Annotated in this window: 19 protein-coding genes and 1 tRNA gene; 16 read left to right on the top strand and 4 right to left on the bottom strand. The window is 55.3% G+C overall.

Annotation, left to right across the window (positions count from 1 at the left end; genetic code table 11):
• The first annotated feature begins 83 nt into the window (after positions 1 to 83).
• From ACHZBS_RS12180 to ACHZBS_RS12215, 8 genes are all read left to right on the top strand, one after another.
• Entirely contained in the window at positions 84 to 887 is an 804-nt protein-coding gene (locus ACHZBS_RS12180; RefSeq protein ID WP_319406784.1) for an ABC transporter permease, read from the top strand.
• Positions 888 to 894: 7 nt separating this feature from the next.
• The gene (locus tag ACHZBS_RS12185; RefSeq protein WP_319406785.1) at positions 895 to 1665 is read left to right on the top strand and encodes an ABC transporter ATP-binding protein; all 771 of its coding nucleotides are present in this window, start codon (positions 895 to 897) and stop codon (positions 1663 to 1665) included.
• Positions 1666 to 1708: 43 nt separating this feature from the next.
• On the top strand, positions 1709 to 2161 hold the full coding sequence (gene mlaD / locus ACHZBS_RS12190; RefSeq protein ID WP_319406786.1) for an outer membrane lipid asymmetry maintenance protein MlaD: 453 nt from the start codon (positions 1709 to 1711) through the stop codon (positions 2159 to 2161).
• Positions 2162 to 2257: 96 nt separating this feature from the next.
• Positions 2258 to 2887: an ABC transporter substrate-binding protein gene (locus tag ACHZBS_RS12195; RefSeq protein ID WP_319406787.1), complete on the top strand. Its 630-nt coding sequence runs from the start codon at positions 2258 to 2260 to the stop codon at positions 2885 to 2887.
• 74 nt (positions 2888 to 2961) lie between these two features.
• Positions 2962 to 3795, top strand: coding sequence for a VacJ family lipoprotein (locus ACHZBS_RS12200; protein WP_319406788.1), 834 nt, complete (start codon positions 2962 to 2964; stop codon positions 3793 to 3795).
• Positions 3796 to 3867: 72 nt separating this feature from the next.
• Entirely contained in the window at positions 3868 to 4095 is a 228-nt protein-coding gene (locus ACHZBS_RS12205; RefSeq protein ID WP_319406789.1) for a hypothetical protein, read from the top strand.
• 223 nt (positions 4096 to 4318) lie between these two features.
• A complete protein-coding gene (locus ACHZBS_RS12210; RefSeq protein WP_319406790.1) occupies positions 4319 to 6142 on the top strand; it encodes an AAA family ATPase in 1824 nt (607 codons plus the stop codon).
• The gene (locus ACHZBS_RS12215) at positions 6139 to 6939 is read left to right on the top strand and encodes a general secretion pathway protein GspB (RefSeq protein ID WP_319406791.1); all 801 of its coding nucleotides are present in this window, start codon (positions 6139 to 6141) and stop codon (positions 6937 to 6939) included. The genes ACHZBS_RS12210 and ACHZBS_RS12215 overlap by 4 nt, the downstream gene beginning before the upstream one ends.
• An 87-nt stretch (positions 6940 to 7026) precedes the next feature.
• Here the strand turns inward: ACHZBS_RS12215 and ACHZBS_RS12220 are convergent, their stop codons facing one another.
• Entirely contained in the window at positions 7027 to 7209 is a 183-nt protein-coding gene (locus ACHZBS_RS12220) for a hypothetical protein (RefSeq protein WP_394707986.1), read from the bottom strand.
• 119 nt (positions 7210 to 7328) lie between these two features.
• Between ACHZBS_RS12220 and ACHZBS_RS12225 the strand changes: the two genes are divergently transcribed.
• The 7 genes from ACHZBS_RS12225 to ACHZBS_RS12255 all read left to right on the top strand — a co-directional run bounded on the left by ACHZBS_RS12225 (position 7329) and on the right by ACHZBS_RS12255 (position 14936).
• The gene (locus tag ACHZBS_RS12225; RefSeq protein ID WP_319406793.1) at positions 7329 to 8576 is read left to right on the top strand and encodes a M23 family metallopeptidase; all 1248 of its coding nucleotides are present in this window, start codon (positions 7329 to 7331) and stop codon (positions 8574 to 8576) included.
• Positions 8577 to 8646: 70 nt separating this feature from the next.
• A tRNA-Ala gene (locus ACHZBS_RS12230) sits at positions 8647 to 8722 on the top strand.
• A gap of 20 nt (positions 8723 to 8742) precedes the next feature.
• Positions 8743 to 8940: a hypothetical protein gene (locus ACHZBS_RS12235; RefSeq protein ID WP_319406794.1), complete on the top strand. Its 198-nt coding sequence runs from the start codon at positions 8743 to 8745 to the stop codon at positions 8938 to 8940.
• A gap of 418 nt (positions 8941 to 9358) precedes the next feature.
• Positions 9359 to 11923 (top strand): amino acid permease, encoded by a 2565-nt coding sequence (locus tag ACHZBS_RS12240; protein ID WP_319406795.1) that lies wholly within the window; start codon positions 9359 to 9361, stop codon positions 11921 to 11923.
• A gap of 36 nt (positions 11924 to 11959) precedes the next feature.
• Entirely contained in the window at positions 11960 to 12418 is a 459-nt protein-coding gene (locus tag ACHZBS_RS12245; protein WP_319406796.1) for a PaaI family thioesterase, read from the top strand.
• Between the two features lie 189 nt (positions 12419 to 12607).
• On the top strand, positions 12608 to 13108 hold the full coding sequence (locus tag ACHZBS_RS12250; RefSeq protein ID WP_319406797.1) for an FHA domain-containing protein: 501 nt from the start codon (positions 12608 to 12610) through the stop codon (positions 13106 to 13108).
• A 103-nt stretch (positions 13109 to 13211) separates the two neighbouring features.
• Positions 13212 to 14936: a cation:proton antiporter gene (locus ACHZBS_RS12255; RefSeq protein WP_319406798.1), complete on the top strand. Its 1725-nt coding sequence runs from the start codon at positions 13212 to 13214 to the stop codon at positions 14934 to 14936.
• A gap of 21 nt (positions 14937 to 14957) precedes the next feature.
• On the opposite strand, the gene ACHZBS_RS12260 is transcribed toward ACHZBS_RS12255, so the two are convergent.
• Both ACHZBS_RS12260 and ACHZBS_RS12265 read right to left on the bottom strand, forming a co-directional pair.
• Entirely contained in the window at positions 14958 to 15473 is a 516-nt protein-coding gene (locus ACHZBS_RS12260; RefSeq protein ID WP_319406799.1) for a methylated-DNA--[protein]-cysteine S-methyltransferase, read from the bottom strand.
• Between the two features lie 8 nt (positions 15474 to 15481).
• Positions 15482 to 16945: an AlkA N-terminal domain-containing protein gene (locus ACHZBS_RS12265; RefSeq protein ID WP_319406800.1), complete on the bottom strand. Its 1464-nt coding sequence runs from the start codon at positions 16943 to 16945 to the stop codon at positions 15482 to 15484.
• Between the two features lie 161 nt (positions 16946 to 17106).
• On the opposite strand from ACHZBS_RS12265, the gene ACHZBS_RS12270 reads away from it, so the two are divergent.
• The gene (locus tag ACHZBS_RS12270; RefSeq protein WP_319406801.1) at positions 17107 to 17421 is read left to right on the top strand and encodes a hypothetical protein; all 315 of its coding nucleotides are present in this window, start codon (positions 17107 to 17109) and stop codon (positions 17419 to 17421) included.
• On the opposite strand, the gene ACHZBS_RS12275 is transcribed toward ACHZBS_RS12270, so the two are convergent.
• On the bottom strand, positions 17422 to 17679 hold the full coding sequence (locus tag ACHZBS_RS12275; RefSeq protein WP_319406802.1) for a DUF2892 domain-containing protein: 258 nt from the start codon (positions 17677 to 17679) through the stop codon (positions 17422 to 17424). It abuts the gene before it with no gap.
• Positions 17680 to 17779 lie beyond the last annotated feature (100 nt).

Here is a 17779-nt window from a genome sequence, read left to right on the forward strand (position 1 = left end):
TTTCATAACCTTGTGCGGGTATTCATCGTTCCAACTCGATCTAATACCACCTCTATTGACGAACCAAAAGCGGTATTGATTTGATGGCCCAGTCTATTACGATTACCAATATGTTGGCCGGTCTCGGCCGCATGGCCATTTCCCCTGTTCAGGAACTGGGCCGGGTGGCCATCTTTTTTTTCCGCGGCGCCCTCCATCTTTTTTCGTTTCCTCTCCAGGCGGACAAGATTATCGACCAGGTTTATTTTATCGGTATGAAATCGGTGTTCGTGATCTGTCTCACCGGCGCATTTACGGGGATGGTACTAGGCCTGCAAGGTTATTATACGCTGGTGAAGTTCGGTTCCGAAGGACTGCTGGGAGCGGCGGTGGCCTTGAGCCTGATTCGGGAAATGGGACCGGTGTTAGCCGCCATCATGGTTGTGGCCCGGGCCGGTTCGGCCATGGCCGCGGAAATCGGCATCATGCGTATTTCCGAACAGATCGATGCCTTGGAGACCATGGACATCAACCCCGTGAGGTTTTTGTTCAGTCCCCGGCTGGGGGCAGCGCTGATCAGCTTTCCCTTCCTCACGGCTATTTTCGATGTGGTGGGGATTATCGGGGGCTACGTGACCGGTTCCTTGTTGCTGGGAATCAATTCCGGGCTCTATTTCAGCCGGGTGGAGTCCAGTGTGCTGATGGAAGACATCAACGGCGGGTTTGCCAAATCCTTCTGCTTTGCCGCCATCGTAGCCACGATCTGCTGTTTTCAAGGATACACGACCCACCTGCGCAAGGAAGGTTTCGGCGCCAAGGGCGTGAGCCTGTCCACCACGTCGGCTGTGGTCTTATCCTGCGTGATGATTCTGGTGGCCGACTATGTGTTGACCTCGTTTTTGCTGTGAGACAACGATGACTGTGCCGTTGATCGAATTTAATCAGGTGTTCAAGCGCTTCGGCGACAATGCCGTGCTCAAGGGGGTGGATCTGTCCATCTACCAGGGGCAGGTTACGGCCATTATCGGCAAGAGCGGCATCGGCAAGAGCGTCCTGCTCAAGCACATCATCGGACTTCTTGAGCCGGACGCGGGAGAGATTCTGTTCCAGGGGCAGGCGATCCGTACTATGACCGCCGCCGAACGCAAGGCGGTGAAGATGAAGTTCAGTTATATGTTTCAGGGAACGGCCTTGTTCGATTCCATGTCGGTTTATGAGAATGTGGCCCTGCCGCTGAAAGAGAAGGGCCGGGTCCCGTTCCGTGAAATTGAAAGCCGTGTGCGTGATAAGCTGGCTCAGTTGGATCTGGTCGGAATCGAAGACAAATACCCCTCCCAGCTTTCCGGAGGCATGAAAAAACGGGTAGCTATGGCGCGGGCGCTGGTGACCGATCCGGAGATCGTTCTTTTCGACGAGCCCACCACGGGGTTGGATCCCATCCGCAAGAACGCGGCCCACGCCATGATTGCCGAATACCAGAAGACCTTCGGTTTTACCGGAGTCATGGTCAGTCATGAAATTCCCGATGTATTTTACATTTCCCAGCGTATCGCCATGCTGGATCAGGGTCGGATCGTTTTTCAAGGAAGCTGTGAGGAGATCCAGAACAGCACCGAACCGGTGATCCGGCAGTTTATCCGGGGCCAGGACCCGGAGGCCATCAAAGCTGCGCCAAGCGAGCGCTAACGATGATACCCGCATTGGTTTCTTTTGCGGCTGCGGAGGTAATATGAAAAAAACATCTGTCGAAACCGCGGTGGGCGTGTTCGTTCTCATCGGCCTCATCAGCGTGGCTTACTTGACGATAAAGCTGGGAAAAATGGAGTGGTTCGGCGACGATTATTACATGCTTAATGCGCGGTTCAATTCCGTTTCGGGCCTGAAGGCCGGCGCCCTTGTGGACATGGCGGGGGTCGAAATCGGCCAGGTGGCCGATATCCACCTTGACAATCAGAAGCAGGTGGCCATCGTCAGTCTGAAAATCAAAAAGGGCGTAATACTCACCGACGACGTCATCGCCTCGGTCAAGACCTCCGGGCTGATCGGCGATAAATACATCCGGTTGACGCCGGGCGGTTCGGACAGAATACTCAAGTCCGGAGATATGATCATCGACACCGAGTCGGCCCTGGATATTGAGGAACTGGTCAGCAAATACGTATTCGGAGATGCGAAAAAGTGATTCCGCCGGGCTTGCAAGAAGGGACCTACAGGATAGAACGCATCGACGGCGCCGGGATATGAAGGCAAAATGGAATAAGATAATGCGGAGGATGTTATGATCCCCAAAAGTATTGCCGCTGTAATGGCTGTTTTTCTGGTGATGGTGTTCCCGGCCGCAGCGGTATCCATGGAACCCCTGGCGGTCATCCAGGCCCCCATCGATACCGTTATCGCCATTCTCAACGATCCCCAATACAAGGTGGCGGGCACCAAATCGGCCCAGAGGGACGAAATCTGGAAGATTGTCAAACCGATGTTCGACTTCGATGAGATTGCCAAAAGGGCCGTGGCGCGTAACTGGAGCGATTTTAACGATGCTGAAAAGATCGCATTCACCGATGTGTTTGCCCAGTTTCTCGGCAACACCTACATCGACAAAATCCAAGGGGAGTACCACAACGAGCAGATCGTTTACCTTGGGCAGGATTTCTACTCGGACATCTACGTCGAAGTCAAAACCCAGATCGTCCGAGAAACATTAACGATTCCCGTAAACTACCGAATGCTCAAGGGCGGGGATGGCCAGTGGAAGGTCTATGATATCATTGTCGAGGGAGTCAGCCTGGTTAAAAATTACCGCACTCAGTTTGCCAGCATCCTGAGCAAGGATAAGCCGGCCCAACTGATCCAGCAGCTCAACGACAAGCTGGCCGAGCAAAATAAACGGCTTGCTGAAAACGGATAAAATTAAAACTGATGATGCATCGGCAGCGAATGGCCCTGATTGGGGCGTGCGACTTTCAAACGGCGAAACAAGCCATGGTGATAAAGCTCAGATTGTCTTTCTCGATGGTGATGGTGTTTGTGCTGATGGGCAGTCTTGCCTGGGCGAATCCGCCGGCAACCGAGGCCGCCAATGCTCCGCCCGGTGATGCCGTGATGTCGGCCGATCAGGTTCCCTTCGATCCTTTCGATAATCCCAGTGGTGATAGTTACGGGGATAAGGATCTGATGCTGCAAGCGGTTGCCGACCCCATTGAGGGGTTCAACCGGACCATGTTCGTTTTCAACGACAAGTTGTATTTCTGGTTGCTCAAGCCGGTGGCTTCCGGATATCGGGTTGTCGTTCCCACACCGGTCCGGGTAAGCGTAAAAGATTTCTTTTTCAACCTCATGGGACCCGTGCGCTTTTTCAATTGCCTCTTTCAGGGAAAATGGAGGTCGGCGGAAGGCGAGTTCTGCCGGTTCATGGTCAACAGTACGGCAGGGTTTCTGGGATTGTTCAACGTGGTAAGAGATAAACCGTCATTCAACCCGCCCGTTGAGGATTTCGGCCAGACGCTGGGGTATTACAGCATCGGAAACGGGATTTACATCATCTGGCCGCTGTTCGGCCCGTCCACCCTGCGCGATACGGTGGGCAGTATCGGGGACTGGGCGTTGAACCCGGTTTCGTTTATGCAGCTGGTCAATGCGGATGCGGGTGAATTGACCTCCGGCACCACCAACGTGATTGCCTACGGTGTCAGAATTGTCAACGACACCTCTTTTCGCATCGGTGATTACGAATCCCTGAAAAACGCCGCCCTGGATCCCTATGAAGCCTTTCGCAACGCCTACATCCAGAACCGGCTCAGTAAGATCGCCCAGTAGGTCAGCGGCCAACAACCGCTTTTCCGGAAGCGGCTTATACAAACGAAACTGACTATCCTGTGCGAAAAAGTCGTGGACCGGCCCTTCGGTGTTGTGGGCCAACATGGGTTGGCCTGTTTTATCGACACCGAGGCCGGCAGGGTGCTGTTCGACACCGGTCGGGCATGGACACCTGCGGAAACGCCGCTGTCCCGGGCAAAAACCCGGCATCGTTGCGGGCAACCGCCATCCGCCATGGCCATTACGATTACACCGGATGACGGCCACACGTTCTCAACCAGACCGGCCCGATCCTTGTAGTCGGCCATCCGGATATCTTTGCCTTCACGCACGGGGTCAGACGGTAACGCCACCCGGTATTCCGGTATGCGCAACCGACGCGAATACCTCGAATGGCTGGGTGGGTGCCGAACGGGAGGGATAGCGGTGACGTTCCTGCCCTGGCGCGCCATTGATCAGCAGCCCGATAGTGATGGCTGCCCCGGTTTCGTGTACCCCATGACCTGATAATTGGCAACCACCCATGTACAATCGTTTTTTTGGCTTTAAAGAGAGACCGTTCAAACTGGTGCCCAATCCGGAGTACCTTTACCTGTCCCGGATTCATGAAGAGGTGCTGGCCCATTTGAACTACGCAGTGGGTTATGGGGAAGGCTTCGTTGAGATCACCGGCGAAGTGGGTACCGGCAAAACCACCCTGTGCCGCATGTTCCTGGAAAGCCTGGACGAGAATACCACGGCGGCTTATATTTTCAATCCCAAGCTCGATGCCCTGCAGCTGCTCAAAGCCATCAATGACGAATTCGGCCTTCCTTCGGATACCGAATCGGTAAAAGTCCTCATCGACCGTCTCAACGCCTTTCTATTGGAGAAAAAAGCCCAGGGAAAGCGAGTGATTTTGGTGGTGGACGAAGCCCAGAACCTGAGCGCCGATGTGCTGGAACAGCTGCGGCTGCTGTCCAATTTAGAAACCACCACCAGCAAGCTGATTCAGATTATTCTAGTGGGTCAGCCCGAGTTGGGAGAGCTGTTGGAAACCGAAGCGCTCCGCCAGCTGAACCAGCGCATTACCTTGAGTTGCCACTTGATTCCCCTGAGCACCTCGGAAACCCGGGAGTACATTCGCCATCGCATCCATATTGCTTCCCGAAAACCGGGATTGGAGTTCGCTGCGGGTGCCTACCGGTCTATTTTCAAATATACCCATGGCGTCCCCCGGCTCATCAACATCGTCTGCGACCGGGCCTTGCTTACCGCCTTTGCCCTGGGAAAACACCGCATCACCAACCGTATCGTCAAGCGGGCCTTGCGTGAGTTGGATGGGAAAAGCAAGCGATCCCACAAGCCAATGTTTTTACGAGAAAGGTTGATTATCGGCCTGCTGGTGGTCCTGGTCATTCTAGTGGCCGGCCTGGTTGTCGCCCAGACGATGTTGAACAGGGCCGGCCGCATGTCCGCTGCGCCGGTCATCCACCATAAGATTGAAAAAACGGTTTCGGAATCAACGGCCGCTATAGCCTCCGAGGCGGCCAAAGCGTCGGTTCCGGAAGCAGCGCCACTATCGCCGCCACCGCCACCTCCCGCAGCAGAACCTTCAACGGTAAAGGCCGTACCCCCAGGCGCCATGGCAGTCGCCGTTGATCCGGTACCGCCGCCACCTGTTCGCGACCTTGAACCCGTGATTATGTCCAGGGACGCCTTAAATTCACGCATCGGTGCCTTGACGGCCGTACTGAGGCAATGGAATGCGCAAGCACCCCTGGGCTTCGGACCGGTGGCGGTGATGGACAGCGACACTTTTTTTCGCCTTTCCGCCCGGCATAGTAATATGGAAACCCTTCGGCTTCATGGCAATCTGACCCTGATCAGAAAATTGAATCTGCCGGCCATATTGGAATTTCCCCATCCGGACGGCAGCGATACCCGGTTCATGGCCCTGGTGGGTCTTGCAGACGATGAACTCCGGTTGTCGGACGGTGAGGATACCTTTTCCGTCGCGCCGGCATCTCTGGCAGGACTGTGGAATGGTGTGGCGCATATTTTCTGGAAAAACTATTATAACTACACGGGGATCATTCCGATCTCGTCACCCGGAGAAGTCATTTTGTCCCTCAAGGTCCACTTGAAAGCGCTGGGGTTTCCCATCGAAAAGATGACCGCTGCCTATGATACCACCACGCGGCTGGCCGTAGAGGCCATCCAGGCCCGCAATGGCCTGGATGTAGACGGGATGGTGGGTCCCATGACGAAAATTGCACTTTACAATGAGGATCCATCGCTGAACGGCCCCCGCCTGGCAGGCAGCAGGACGGAGCAAGGAAAGCCGGTTGAGGAGCAGAATCGTTGAGTTCCATTCTGGACGCACTGAAAAAAGCCGAGCAGGAATCCACCACGGAGCGCGGTGCGGGGACCCCATGGCCGGCCCCTCTTCCCGCGCAATCCCCTTACCGGCAGCGCACCCGTCGGTGGTGTGTTGGGCTGGGTATCGTCGTTGGTTTATGTGCTTCCGGTGTGGTTTCCTGGAAAATTTGGCAACCGGAGATCACGCTCCCTCTTAAGTCAATGACAGGGGTCCCGCCATTGCTGTCACCCAAACCCAACCACACGGTGCCGCCATCGGTTGCCGAGGCGCCAAAGTCCAACATGCCGGTTGCCCCCCCGCGGCAAGACACGGGAAAGGAGCCTGCCTCCACCGTTCAAACATCCGCCCCCATAGCCGCGGTCCAGCCGGTTCAACTCGGGAAAAAATTATTGCGCACCGTCACGTCGGCGGAGGCTCCGAGGGCGCAGTCATCGCCCATACCCAATGAGAAGACCCCGCGGCAGACGGTTGTACCGACATCCGAATCGACGCTTGCTCCCGCAGAGGACCCGAACCGCCGCCCGGCGGACCCAGCCAAGACGACCGGTCAGCCCATGGCAGGAGTGCCGGATATCGGAAAATTTTTCAGGAGCGACCCGCGAATCGACCTGCAGGCGCTGGTGTGGGCCCCGGAAGCCGCTGCGCGGTTTGTCGTCATCAACAATCGCCTCATTAAAGAAGGCGGATCCATAGACAATATCGTTGTCTTGCGAATCAATCCGGACGACGTGCTGCTGGCCGAAGGATCCGATCAATGGCATGAGGTATTTAAAATCCGTTAGGAAAAGTTGGACGGATTTTTACAAAGACCAATATCGGCGCTACGCTTCATCCCTCATAATTGCGGGGTAAGATAAGCACACCTCCTTTCAATGCCCGCCAGACAAGATATTGGGACGATCCACCGCGCCAATGCCGACCTTCCGGCGCTGGTCCTTACTGCCTTTCCAGCCGATGCTTTCCGCCGGCTTTTTACTTTCCCTCAGCGGTAAAAAAAAGCCGGCAACAATCCAGTAGTCAATAAAATGCTTGAAAAAACGGTTGATTACCATAAACGCTTTTGTTAAAGAGGCAGTCATGCAAGCTAAAGTAATCCATAAAACCGACCGAAAACCTGCTGAGATTGGCTGAACGCTCGAAAGGAATGTCGAACATGCGTTGGAAATGTAATATGCTTGCAGTATGGTTTTGTGTTGCCTTGATGGGAGGATTTTTTCTTTTATCTCCCCGGTTATCCCTGGCTTCCGGTCTCCAGGCCGAAGCCCCTGTCGCCGAGACCCTTGGGATTGAAGCGTTTCCTGCTGCACCTGTCGTCAGTGTGGTAGAGGGAATCATTCGCAATCGTACGCTATACGATGCGCTGACGGCCTGTGATATTCCGCCGGCGGAAATTCTCTCCCTCTCCAGATCCTTCAAGCCGGTTTTCGACTTCCGTTGTTCCCGGCCGAAAGACTCCTATGAGGTCAGCGTTGACAGCCAGAACCTGATCCAGAAGTTTGTCTACAAAACCAGCCCCCTGGACGAATATGAGGCCGTTAAGGAAGACAACGGCGACTATACCGTTCACAAGCGAAAAATCGTACTGGACCGGCAGGTGATTGCCAAGGTGTTCACCATCGAATCCTCGTTGTACCAGGCCGTGGCCGACAATGGCGAGACCCAGCATATTGCCGGTTTGATAGCAGACATTTTTGCCTGGGATATCGATTTTTATCTCTATCCGCGAAAAGGCGATCAGATCGCGGTGGTCTATGAGCGCTGCTACAAAGACGGTGCGTTTGTGCAGTACGGGGATATCCTGGCCGCTCGTTACGTGGGTAAGCAGAAGACTTTTTCCGCATTTTTATTCAACGATGGCCAGTTTGACGGATACTATGACGAATCCGGCCAGCCGCTGAAAAAAATGTTTTTGCGGACCCCGTTGAAATTCGGTAAGATAACTTCCTCATATTCCATTCGACGATTCCACCCGGTTTCCAAACGCTACAAGCCGCACACCGGCATCGACTACGGAGCCCCCACGGGTACGCCCATCATGGCCACGGCCAACGGTCGGGTCACTTTTTCGGGGCGTAAGTCCGGATACGGCAAGCTGGTGATTGTTAAACATCCCAATGGCTATCAGACTTACTACGGTCATTGCAGCAGGTTGCTGATGAAGCCGGGCCAGCTGGTGGAGCAGGGCCAGGTGATTGCCCGGGTCGGCCAGACCGGTGTGGCCACCGGCCCCCACGTACACTACGAAGTCCGTGTGAACGGGAAACCCATCGACCCCAACACGGTCAAGAAAAGCCGGGGAAAGCCGCTGAAGACCGAATTGCTGGCCAGTTTCACGGATACGGTAAATGAACGGCTGCTGGTGGTAGAGGACCTGTTGAAGGAAAAAACCAGCCTGGTGATGCTGACCCGCGACAATTGATTTTCTTGACTCGTTCCAAAAAAAGACCTAAACAAGTCATAATCAAGGTCTCGATAGTCCGACTCTCAATGGGGGTGTAGCTCAGCTGGGAGAGCGCAGCGTTCGCAACGCTGAGGTCAGGGGTTCGATCCCCCTCATCTCCACCAAAACAAATCGAGGGGTTACGGTGATCGCCGTAACCCCTTTTCCTTTGGATTTTGGCTATGTCTGGCCAGTCATGGAAGCCACCGAATGCCAGTTCGGTGCTTTTTGCATCGGTACACTTAAAATTAACCTTGACCTGGACCACATTTTCCTGCTGGGTCAGTTCCGGCTTTATGGGGCGCTCGATCATTTTGCCGGCCAGATCCATAGAGACACATAGGTTCTTGAATTGCAGATTTACACAGTTAATCAAACATGGCACAGGCGGGTTTGCCGGCATCACCTCCTTTTGGTCAGAGGATTGATCTTTGCGGGTATCGTTCAGCAGCCAGTTGAGCATCGGTTGCGCCGTAAAGGTATCGCCTCCAAAGGGCATAGCGGGTAACTTCCTTTACAATGAGGCCACCATTCTCTTTTTACGGCCGGAGCGTCACGGCTAAATATTTGACCTGAAAACGAAAATCGCTTATAATGCCAGAGGGTTGTTTCTTTCGGTCCTTCGTGAATCCTTCATGGTTTCATGAACAGCAGCAACCCCACGGATCCCTTTTTTCTGGGAAAAGCCTTATATGGCATACCTGCATCAGAGCCAACCGATAGCCAGCAGATCCATCGGTAAACGAAAGTGAACGTGATCCATGAATAAGCCACGATCAACAGAGGCCACCCTTTCTGCCGGCAAACTGGGTACCTTTGCCGGTGTTTTCACCCCCAGCATTTTGACCATATTGGGGATTATCCTCTTCCTGAGGCTCGGGTATGTGGTAGGAAGCGCCGGATTGGCGCGAGGTCTGGTCATCATCGCCCTGGCCAATGCCATCAGCGTGATCACCAGCATTTCCATGTCTGCCGTGGCCACCAACCTCAAGGTGCGGGGGGGAGGGGATTACTACCTCATATCCCGTACCCTGGGACTGGAATTCGGCGGCTCTATCGGCCTGGTGCTTTTTTTTGCCCAAAGCGTGTCCATCGCCTTTTACTGCATCGGCTTTGCTGAGGCGGTGGCCGCTTTTTTCCCCCATATGCACCCGTTGACCGTTCAGCTGATTGCTGTCGGTGCCGTTGCGTTTCTTCTAATTTTCGCCTGGCTGGGTGCAGACTGGGCCACCCGGTTCCAGTTCATTGTCATGGCCCTGCTGATCGCCGCCCTGCTCTCTTTTTTCATCGGTGGCATCCGCAGCTGGGATTCGGCACTGTTGTCTGCCAACTGGGCTTCGCCGGAAAATGGTGCCCCCTTTTGGATTCTCTTTGCCATATTTTTCCCGGCCGTCACGGGATTCACCCAGGGGGTGAGCATGTCCGGTGATCTGGCGGACCCGGGAAAAAGCATTCCATTAGGTACGTTTCTGGCCGTGGGAATCTCTTTTGTCATCTATTTCGCCGTGGCGGTCCTGTTTGCGGGGTCCCTGCCCAACCCCGTCCTGTCGTCGGACTACGGAGCCATGAAAACGGTTTCCGCGGTTGGATTTTTCATCGATGCCGGGGTGATCGCCGCGACCCTTTCCTCAGCGATGGCCTCATTCATGGGAGCGCCGCGAATTCTGCAGTCTCTGGCTGTGGACCGGATTTTTTCCCTGCTGACGCCTTTTGCCAAGGTCAGTGAACCGTCGGGCAACCCCCGGCGGGGGGTGCTGCTCTCCGCCGGCATCGCCTTTGTCACCATTGCCTTGGGGCAGTTGAACCTGGTGGCTAGTGTGGTTTCCATGTTTTTCCTCATTTCATACGGGCTGCTCAACTATGCCACTTATTTCGAGGCCAGAACCCAAAGCCCCTCTTTTCGACCCCGCTTCAAATGGTTCTCTCCCCCACTGTGCTTGTTGGGTTTCGTGATTTGTTTAGGCGCCATGCTGGCCATCGACCTCAAGAGCGGGGCGGCGGCCATTGCCATGTTGTTTGCCGTTTACCAATATCTCAAACGTACCGCCGGCCCGGCCCGGTGGGCCGACAGCGCTCGATCCCATCATCTGCAGCAGGTGCGCCAGCATCTGCTTGCCGCCGGCGAAGATCCTGAGCATGCACGCGACTGGCGTCCGCAGTTGCTCGTGTTTACCCAGGACTCGACGCGTCGTGGCCCTCTGCTGGCATTTGCCGCCTGGATTGAGGGGGGAAGCGGGTTTACGGAGGCGGTACAGATTGTTGAAGGCGAGGGTTCCGCCGCCAAAAAAGCGCAGGACTTGGCTCACCGGACACTGGCAGAGGCCATTGCGTTCGGTCGCCACGCCATGTTTCCCCTTACCGTGAGTACGCCGGATTTGACCCTGGCCATGGGTATTCTCATCCAGAGTTCGGGAATCGGTCCGTTGCGCCCGAATACGGTGGTGCTCAATTGGATGGGTGAATCTGCAAAATCCATTTCCGGTATCGGCGCCTATAACTACGTGAAGAACCTAAGGCTGATTTTCAGGCAAGGAAAAAATTTGGTGGTTTTTCGTATGGATCCGGAATCCTGGACCCGGCTTGAGGCTGAACCGAGGGAAGGCCGCCGGATTGATGTGTGGTGGCAGGGCAATGCCACCAGCCGGCTGATGCTGCTCTTGGCGCATCTTATGACCCGTAACGAACCGTGGGACAAAACCACCCTCCGGGTGCTGACGTCGGGTGATGGCATGGGTATCGAAGCGGAAAAAGAGAAATTGAATAAAATCCTGGAGGATGTTCGCATCGAGGCAGCCGCCGAAATCGTTGAGAATTTTGATGCCGACACCATTGTGCAGCAGTCGGCTGATGCAACTTTTGTTTTTTTACCGCTGAAAATTGAGCAAAACCGCATTGCGGACCCCACCGGCAAATCATTCGAACGCTCCCTGCCCCGGCTGCCGGTTTCTGCTTTGGTCATGGCTGCAGAAGACATCGATTTGGATGCGGCTCCCGAAGAGGGTTTGGCTGCCCAGGTTGCCCGGGCGACCGATGATCTGGAAGCGGCCCGGAAAAAAGCAGCCGCCGCTGAAAAGGTGGCCGCCGATAAAAAGGCCGCCCTTGAAACGCTTAACAGCCGGCTCGAGGCTTTGGAGGTTAAGGGCGTTTCCGGTGCGGTGCCCCTGGATGCCCGTAAGGGCTTGAAAGAAGAAATCAAGGATGCCGAATCCGGTGCCGAAAAGGCCTATCGACGTGCGGTAAAAGCCAAAGTCAAGGCCGATGATGCCGAAAAGACGGTGGATGTTTTAAAACCCGGATTAAAGTCTGAAAAGGAACCGTCGAAATAAATGGTATCTGCCCCGACCACTAAAATGGAGATGCCCATGGCCAGTCCTAACCCGGCTTATATCGGTGCGTTGATCAACGTGGTGAATTCCAGCCCCTTTCCCACGCATATGTTGATGCAGCTCAAAGTGATCGCCTTCGATCATGCGGTGGTTTCACTGAAAACCGACACCTGCCATCTTCAGCCCTATGGGATTGTCCACGGAGGGGTATTGGCGACGCTCATCGATACGGCCACTTTCTGGGCTTCATTTCTCAGGCTGCCCGACGATGACGGGTTGGTGAATATCGACCTGAAACTCAATTATCTGAAGCCGGTGGCGGAAGGAACACTCACGGCCACCGGGCGCTGCATCCGCTCCGGCCGGTCGCTGAGCTACGCCGAGGCCGGAGTGACGGATGCCGACGGAAAACTGGTCGCCCATGGTACGTCAACCCTGATGGCCCTGCCGGGAAAAGGGCTTGCCTTCAAGATGAACAAGTTCTTGGAGGATTGATTTTTTATCAAACGACAGAAGGGCGGATACGGATGACCCCTGTTTCTACATGAGAACCACCCCATGAGTGGAAAAGACTTGATTATTGAAGGGTTTTGAGTTGAAATATAGCGATTTACCGTTTACCCGGAAAAACGCTCTGCCCCTGCTTAAGGAGTGATTCGCACCAGCAGCTACGGATAGTCGGTCATGATCATTTATTGTGAGGAGTGCGGTTTTAAAAATACGATTGACGAGGCACTCGTCAAAGGTCCCAAGCCTCAAATTCCCTGCGGGAAGTGTGGGGATTTTTTGCGCTTTTACGGGCTGAAGGCAAAGGCGCTGAAAGCGCCTTCGCCGAAGCACAAAAAAGCGCCGCGATCCTGCCTGATACTGAAATACGGCAAGGTGGTTGTCCTTGTTAACGAAACTAACTCCCGTGTGGAGATCGGCCGCCAGAAGAGCAACGACATCCAGGTGGTGAACAACCGGGTGTCGCGGACGCACGCGTTAATCGAATACAAAAATGGGAAATATTATCTCACCGACCAAAGCTCCAATGGCACCTATGTTCTCATGGAGGGCCGCAAGGGTATCACCGTCAGGAAAAAAGAAATTTTGCTGACCGCCAAGGGCGTAATCGGCCCGGGATACAAAGTCGATTTCAAATCCTCCGACGCCATTCATATATTGTTTGAACAAAATCCCTAATCCTACCGGACATTTATTAATGTGCGATTGACGCTGAATCTAAATCGACATCATACGTTCATTGGATAATTTTTAACACCCTTGCCGTAAAGGAGACTTTTTCATGTGGCCGCTGTTGATGAAACTGTTTCTTCTGGTGTTCGCGGCATATACTACCGGCATCCTGGCTCAGCATTTCCGTCAAAGCGCCATCGTGGGATATCTATTGGCCGGCAGCATGGTCGGTGCCCTGTTGTTCAACTACGGGACGATCGCATCGGTGGCCGAACTGGGTGTGGCGCTGCTGCTTTTTTCCATCGGGCTGGAATTTTCTTTCCAGCAGCTCAAAGCTCTGGGCAAGGCCGTGCTCGCCGGCGGCGCCCTTCAGGTCATGCTGACACTGATTGCCTTTGCCGCCCTGCTGATCCTTCTCGTTCCGGTCTCCCAGGCAGTGATCATCGGTTCCGCTTTTGCCCTGAGTTCTACGGCCATCGTGCTGCGGGTGCTTCTGGATAATGCCCAGATGGATTCGACCCGGGGACGTATGGCCCTGGGAATTCTCCTGGTTCAGGATCTGGCCGTGGTTCCCTTGGTGTTATTGGTCTCCCTGATGGGCGAAGCCGGGACAGTGATGACAGTGGCGTTGCGAATCGGAAAAACACTCGCGGCCGCCGGGGGGCTGGTGATTGTCTTTTATGTGATGTTCTACCGGTTCATCCCCTGGCTGCTGAAAAAGCAGGGGCTTTTCGCCAATCGGGAACTGACCATTCTTCTGGCCATCCTGTCGGCCATGGGCGCCATCGGCGGTGCCCATTTTGTCGGCCTTTCACCGGCGCTGGGCGCTTTTCTGGCCGGCATGCTTCTCGCCGAATCTCCATTTGCCACCCAGATCCGTTCGGATATCGACGCCATCCGCACCCTGTTTGTGGTGCTTTTCTTCACTTCCATCGGCATGTTGCTGGATCTGGGATGGATGGCCACACATATCCATCTGGTTCTGCCGGCGGTGGGGCTGGTGTTTGTCATCAAGGCAGCTATCATTTTCGGCATCCTCAAAATGATCCGTGTAGACACCCAGGTGGCCCTGGCGGCAGGAATCACTCTCGGACAGGTGGGGGAGTTCGCCTTCGTGCTGGCGGCGGCGGGACGGGACAGCGGCGTGGTAGATCCCAACCTGTTTGCCGGCGTGGTTTCAGTCACCTTGCTTTCCATGTTTCTGGCCCCTTACATGGTCCGCTACGCCGATCCGCTGGCCGAAAAGCTTGGCGTCCGGCTGTTCAAACAGCCACTGACATCTTCTATCAGGAGTGAATCCAGCGGATGCAAAAAAGCCCTGATCGTCGGTTTCGGACCAGCCGGCAGAAAGGTAGCCGGGATATTGAAAGATATGGGCGTGGTTCCTGAAATCATCGAATTGAATCCATCGGCCCTTGAATCCGCGGACAGCCAGGGGGTTGTCATGCATCTGGGCGATGCCACCAAAACGGATGTGCTCGAACACGCCGGCGTCCATGATGCCGCTGTAGTGGTGGTGACCGTACCCGACAGCCGCACCGCCGCCGGCATGATTCGCACCATCCGCATGCTGCTGCCGAATGTGAAGATCATCGCCCGGGGCCGTTATCACCGGCACATATCCCTTTTGGAAACGGCCGGTGCATCATTGGTTGTGGACGAGGAGCAGATGGTTGGCTTGCGCCTTGCCGAAACCACGGTGGGACAGCTGTCTGAAATGGATCTCTATGCCACGGCCTGCCGGATGATTGGGAAAAACCCGCCATCCAATCCATCGGTTTCTGGTGAATTCGCGCCAAAAGGCAAATCGGCTGAAGTAAAGCCGAGGCCCTGAAAAAGGGTCCGGAGTGTCGGGTCATCTATCGGAAAAGGGCCGCGGCGCCTGGCTGGCCGAAAAGACGTTCCCTTTTTCCAGCCGGAGAAGCCGCTGCTTGAGGTCAAGCCCGCCGCCGTAACCGGTCAACGCGCCATTTTTGCCGATGACCCGGTGGCAGGGAATAATGATGGAGATGGGATTGCAGCCATTGGCGGCACCCACGGCACGCACGGCATCGGGCTTGTCGATACGCCGGGCAATCCACTGGTAGGAGACCACCGCGCCATAGGGAATCTCTAACAGCGCGGACCACACCTTCATTTGAAAGGGTGTGCCTTCCGGAAACAGATCGACTTCGAAGGTTTTGTGTTCACCTGCAAAATAAGCGGACAGCTGGGTTTTCACCGATTTGAAATGAGCCGCGTCCCGCTGCCAGTCCCCTTGGATGAACACCGGATGTTTTCCGCTGACGAAATTCAGGTGTCGCAGCCCTTTCTCGTCTCCAGCCAGCACCAGGGTGCCGGCCATATCGGTATCCATATAATCATAGATCATCGTGTCTCCTATCCCTGTTCCTGCCACAGGTAAATTGTCGCGTAAGCCCGCCAGGGGCGCCATGCTTCGGCGCGCGACATCACTTGTTTAACGGTCGGTCGGGTGTCTCCCCCCTGGAGTGCCTTCATGATTCCCAGATCCGATGCCGGGAACGCGTCGGGTTCTCCCAGGGCACGCATGGCCACATAGTTGGCCGTCCACTCTCCGATGCCCGGTATGGCCGTCATGGTAACGACAAAGGGGGATAATCCTCCGGCCGAGTCGAACGGCAGCGATCCGGCAACGACGTGCCGAGCCAGTTGCCGAAGGGTCTCCTTCCTTTTTTGGGGCATGCCGATGCCTGCCATATCGGCGGCTGCCATATCACCGGCATCAGGAAAGAACCATGCCAGGTGGGGATTTCCATTACCGCCATAAGGGACGCCGGCAGTGCTTGCGATACGACCCAGCTGAGTGACGGCGCCCTTTACCGAGATCTGCTGGCCGACTATTGCGCGTACCGCGGTTTCGAAGGGGTCCCATGATCCGGGCAGGCGCACTCCCGGTGATTTGCGGATCCGTTCGGCCAGCAAGGGATCCAGGCTGAGGGTCTGGTGAATGGCCCGGGGATTGGCATCCAGGTCAAACATGCGCCGTACCCGATCCACGACCGCCATCAGCTCGCGGCTGTCCGTCATGCACACCTCAAGGTCAAGGGTGTGGCCCTTTTGGGCGTGTCGCACAGCGAGGGTTCCGCAGGTGGTCGACAGGCGGATGGTCCGGTGATAGGTCCCGCCATCCACCCATTCCACACCGGGGATGGCCCGTTCCTGGAAAAAGGTCAGCATCCGCTCCCAATCGTATGGCGGCCGGTAGGGCAGCGTCAGGGTGCAGCGGAATCCGGAATCGGATCGGAGACGTGCCTGCGGGCGACTTCTGCGAAGCTGAGACGGCGTGCGATCGACGTGCTTGCGAAAGGCGGCATTAAGGCGCCGGATGCTGCCGTAGCCGGCGGCAAGGGCCGCCTGGGTGATGGGCATGTCCGTTTCCACCACCAGCCGTTTGGCAAACAGCAGGCGCTGGTTATCCGCAAGGGCTTTGGGCGTGGCTCCGATATGCTGTCGGAACAGACGGCGTAAGTGCCGGGCGCCGACACCCAAGCGTGCGGCCAGATCGTCTACGGAACCGCTGTCAAGAGCTCCCTGGCGAATCAGATGCAAGGCCCTGGAGACGGTGGCGGAGGTGCCGTTCCAGGCGGGAGTGCCCGGGGCCGTTTCGGGCCGGCAGCGCAGGCATGGACGCAGGCCGGCCGCTGCGGCTGCGGCTGCCGAGGGATAGTAAACGATGTTTTTCGGCCGGGGTGACGGGGCCGGACAGATGGGTCGGCAATAGATGCCCGTGGTTTTGACGCCGATGAAAAAGAGGCCGTCAAAGCGCGGGTCCCGGGCGAGTCTGGCGCGGTCACAGACGTCACGGTCCATCATAGTATTCATATTCAGCCTTTATTCATGGTGGCGTGCATCCAGAATTTATATTTAAGGGGATTCCTTTTATGCTGTGCACCATATTCAGATGTTTTTTATCGGCTGACAAGTCGTTTTCGGACATGACTATAAAAATGAGAAGGGAATAAAAATAGGGGAAAGACCATCCTATGTATGGTTGTTTTACTGACATTCTGCGCAGGTACCCGGATCGCATCCGTACCAACAGGCGGTCGCGACAGTATTACAATGACTATTTCCGGTTTTTCGACTACGCCTGGGATTATGTTCTTGCGTCCACCGTATGCGTTGAACGGGTGGCCATCAGCCTTGAAACCCGGCTATATGAAGTGAAGGCGGAATCGCTGATCTGGGCTGGGGAGTTGCAACTTATGGATCCGAAAACCACCGGGCAGGCGATCGGTCAGGTGGTCGATTCGGTTATGAATGAGTTGGAAAAAAGTCGACTGTTGCCCGAACGTTAATCATTTGAACCGGCGCTCCCGGATTTGTTTGTCCTTGTCGGTGCTCACCGTATCTACGGGAATCTCTTCCTGCTCCTCTTCCCTGCAGGTGGTAATCCCAAACGCCGCGGTGACCGGACACCAGGCAATCATGGCGGTTATGAATACAACGACAGCCACGACGTAAAAACCTTTCCACCAGCTGGCACCGAGGGCCATGAACGCCAGACTGGCGACAATGCGGATGATCCGTTCGGTTCGGCCTACATTGCATTTCATGGTCGGCTCCTTTCATTTTTAAATTCACCGCTTCCTTATTCAAAGCAAGACAAATACCAATTTGGCGGCAAAATATTATTTATATTAATAGTTGGTTATA

Source organism: uncultured Desulfosarcina sp. (genome assembly GCF_963664155.2).
Lineage (GTDB): Bacteria > Desulfobacterota > Desulfobacteria > Desulfobacterales > Desulfosarcinaceae > Desulfosarcina.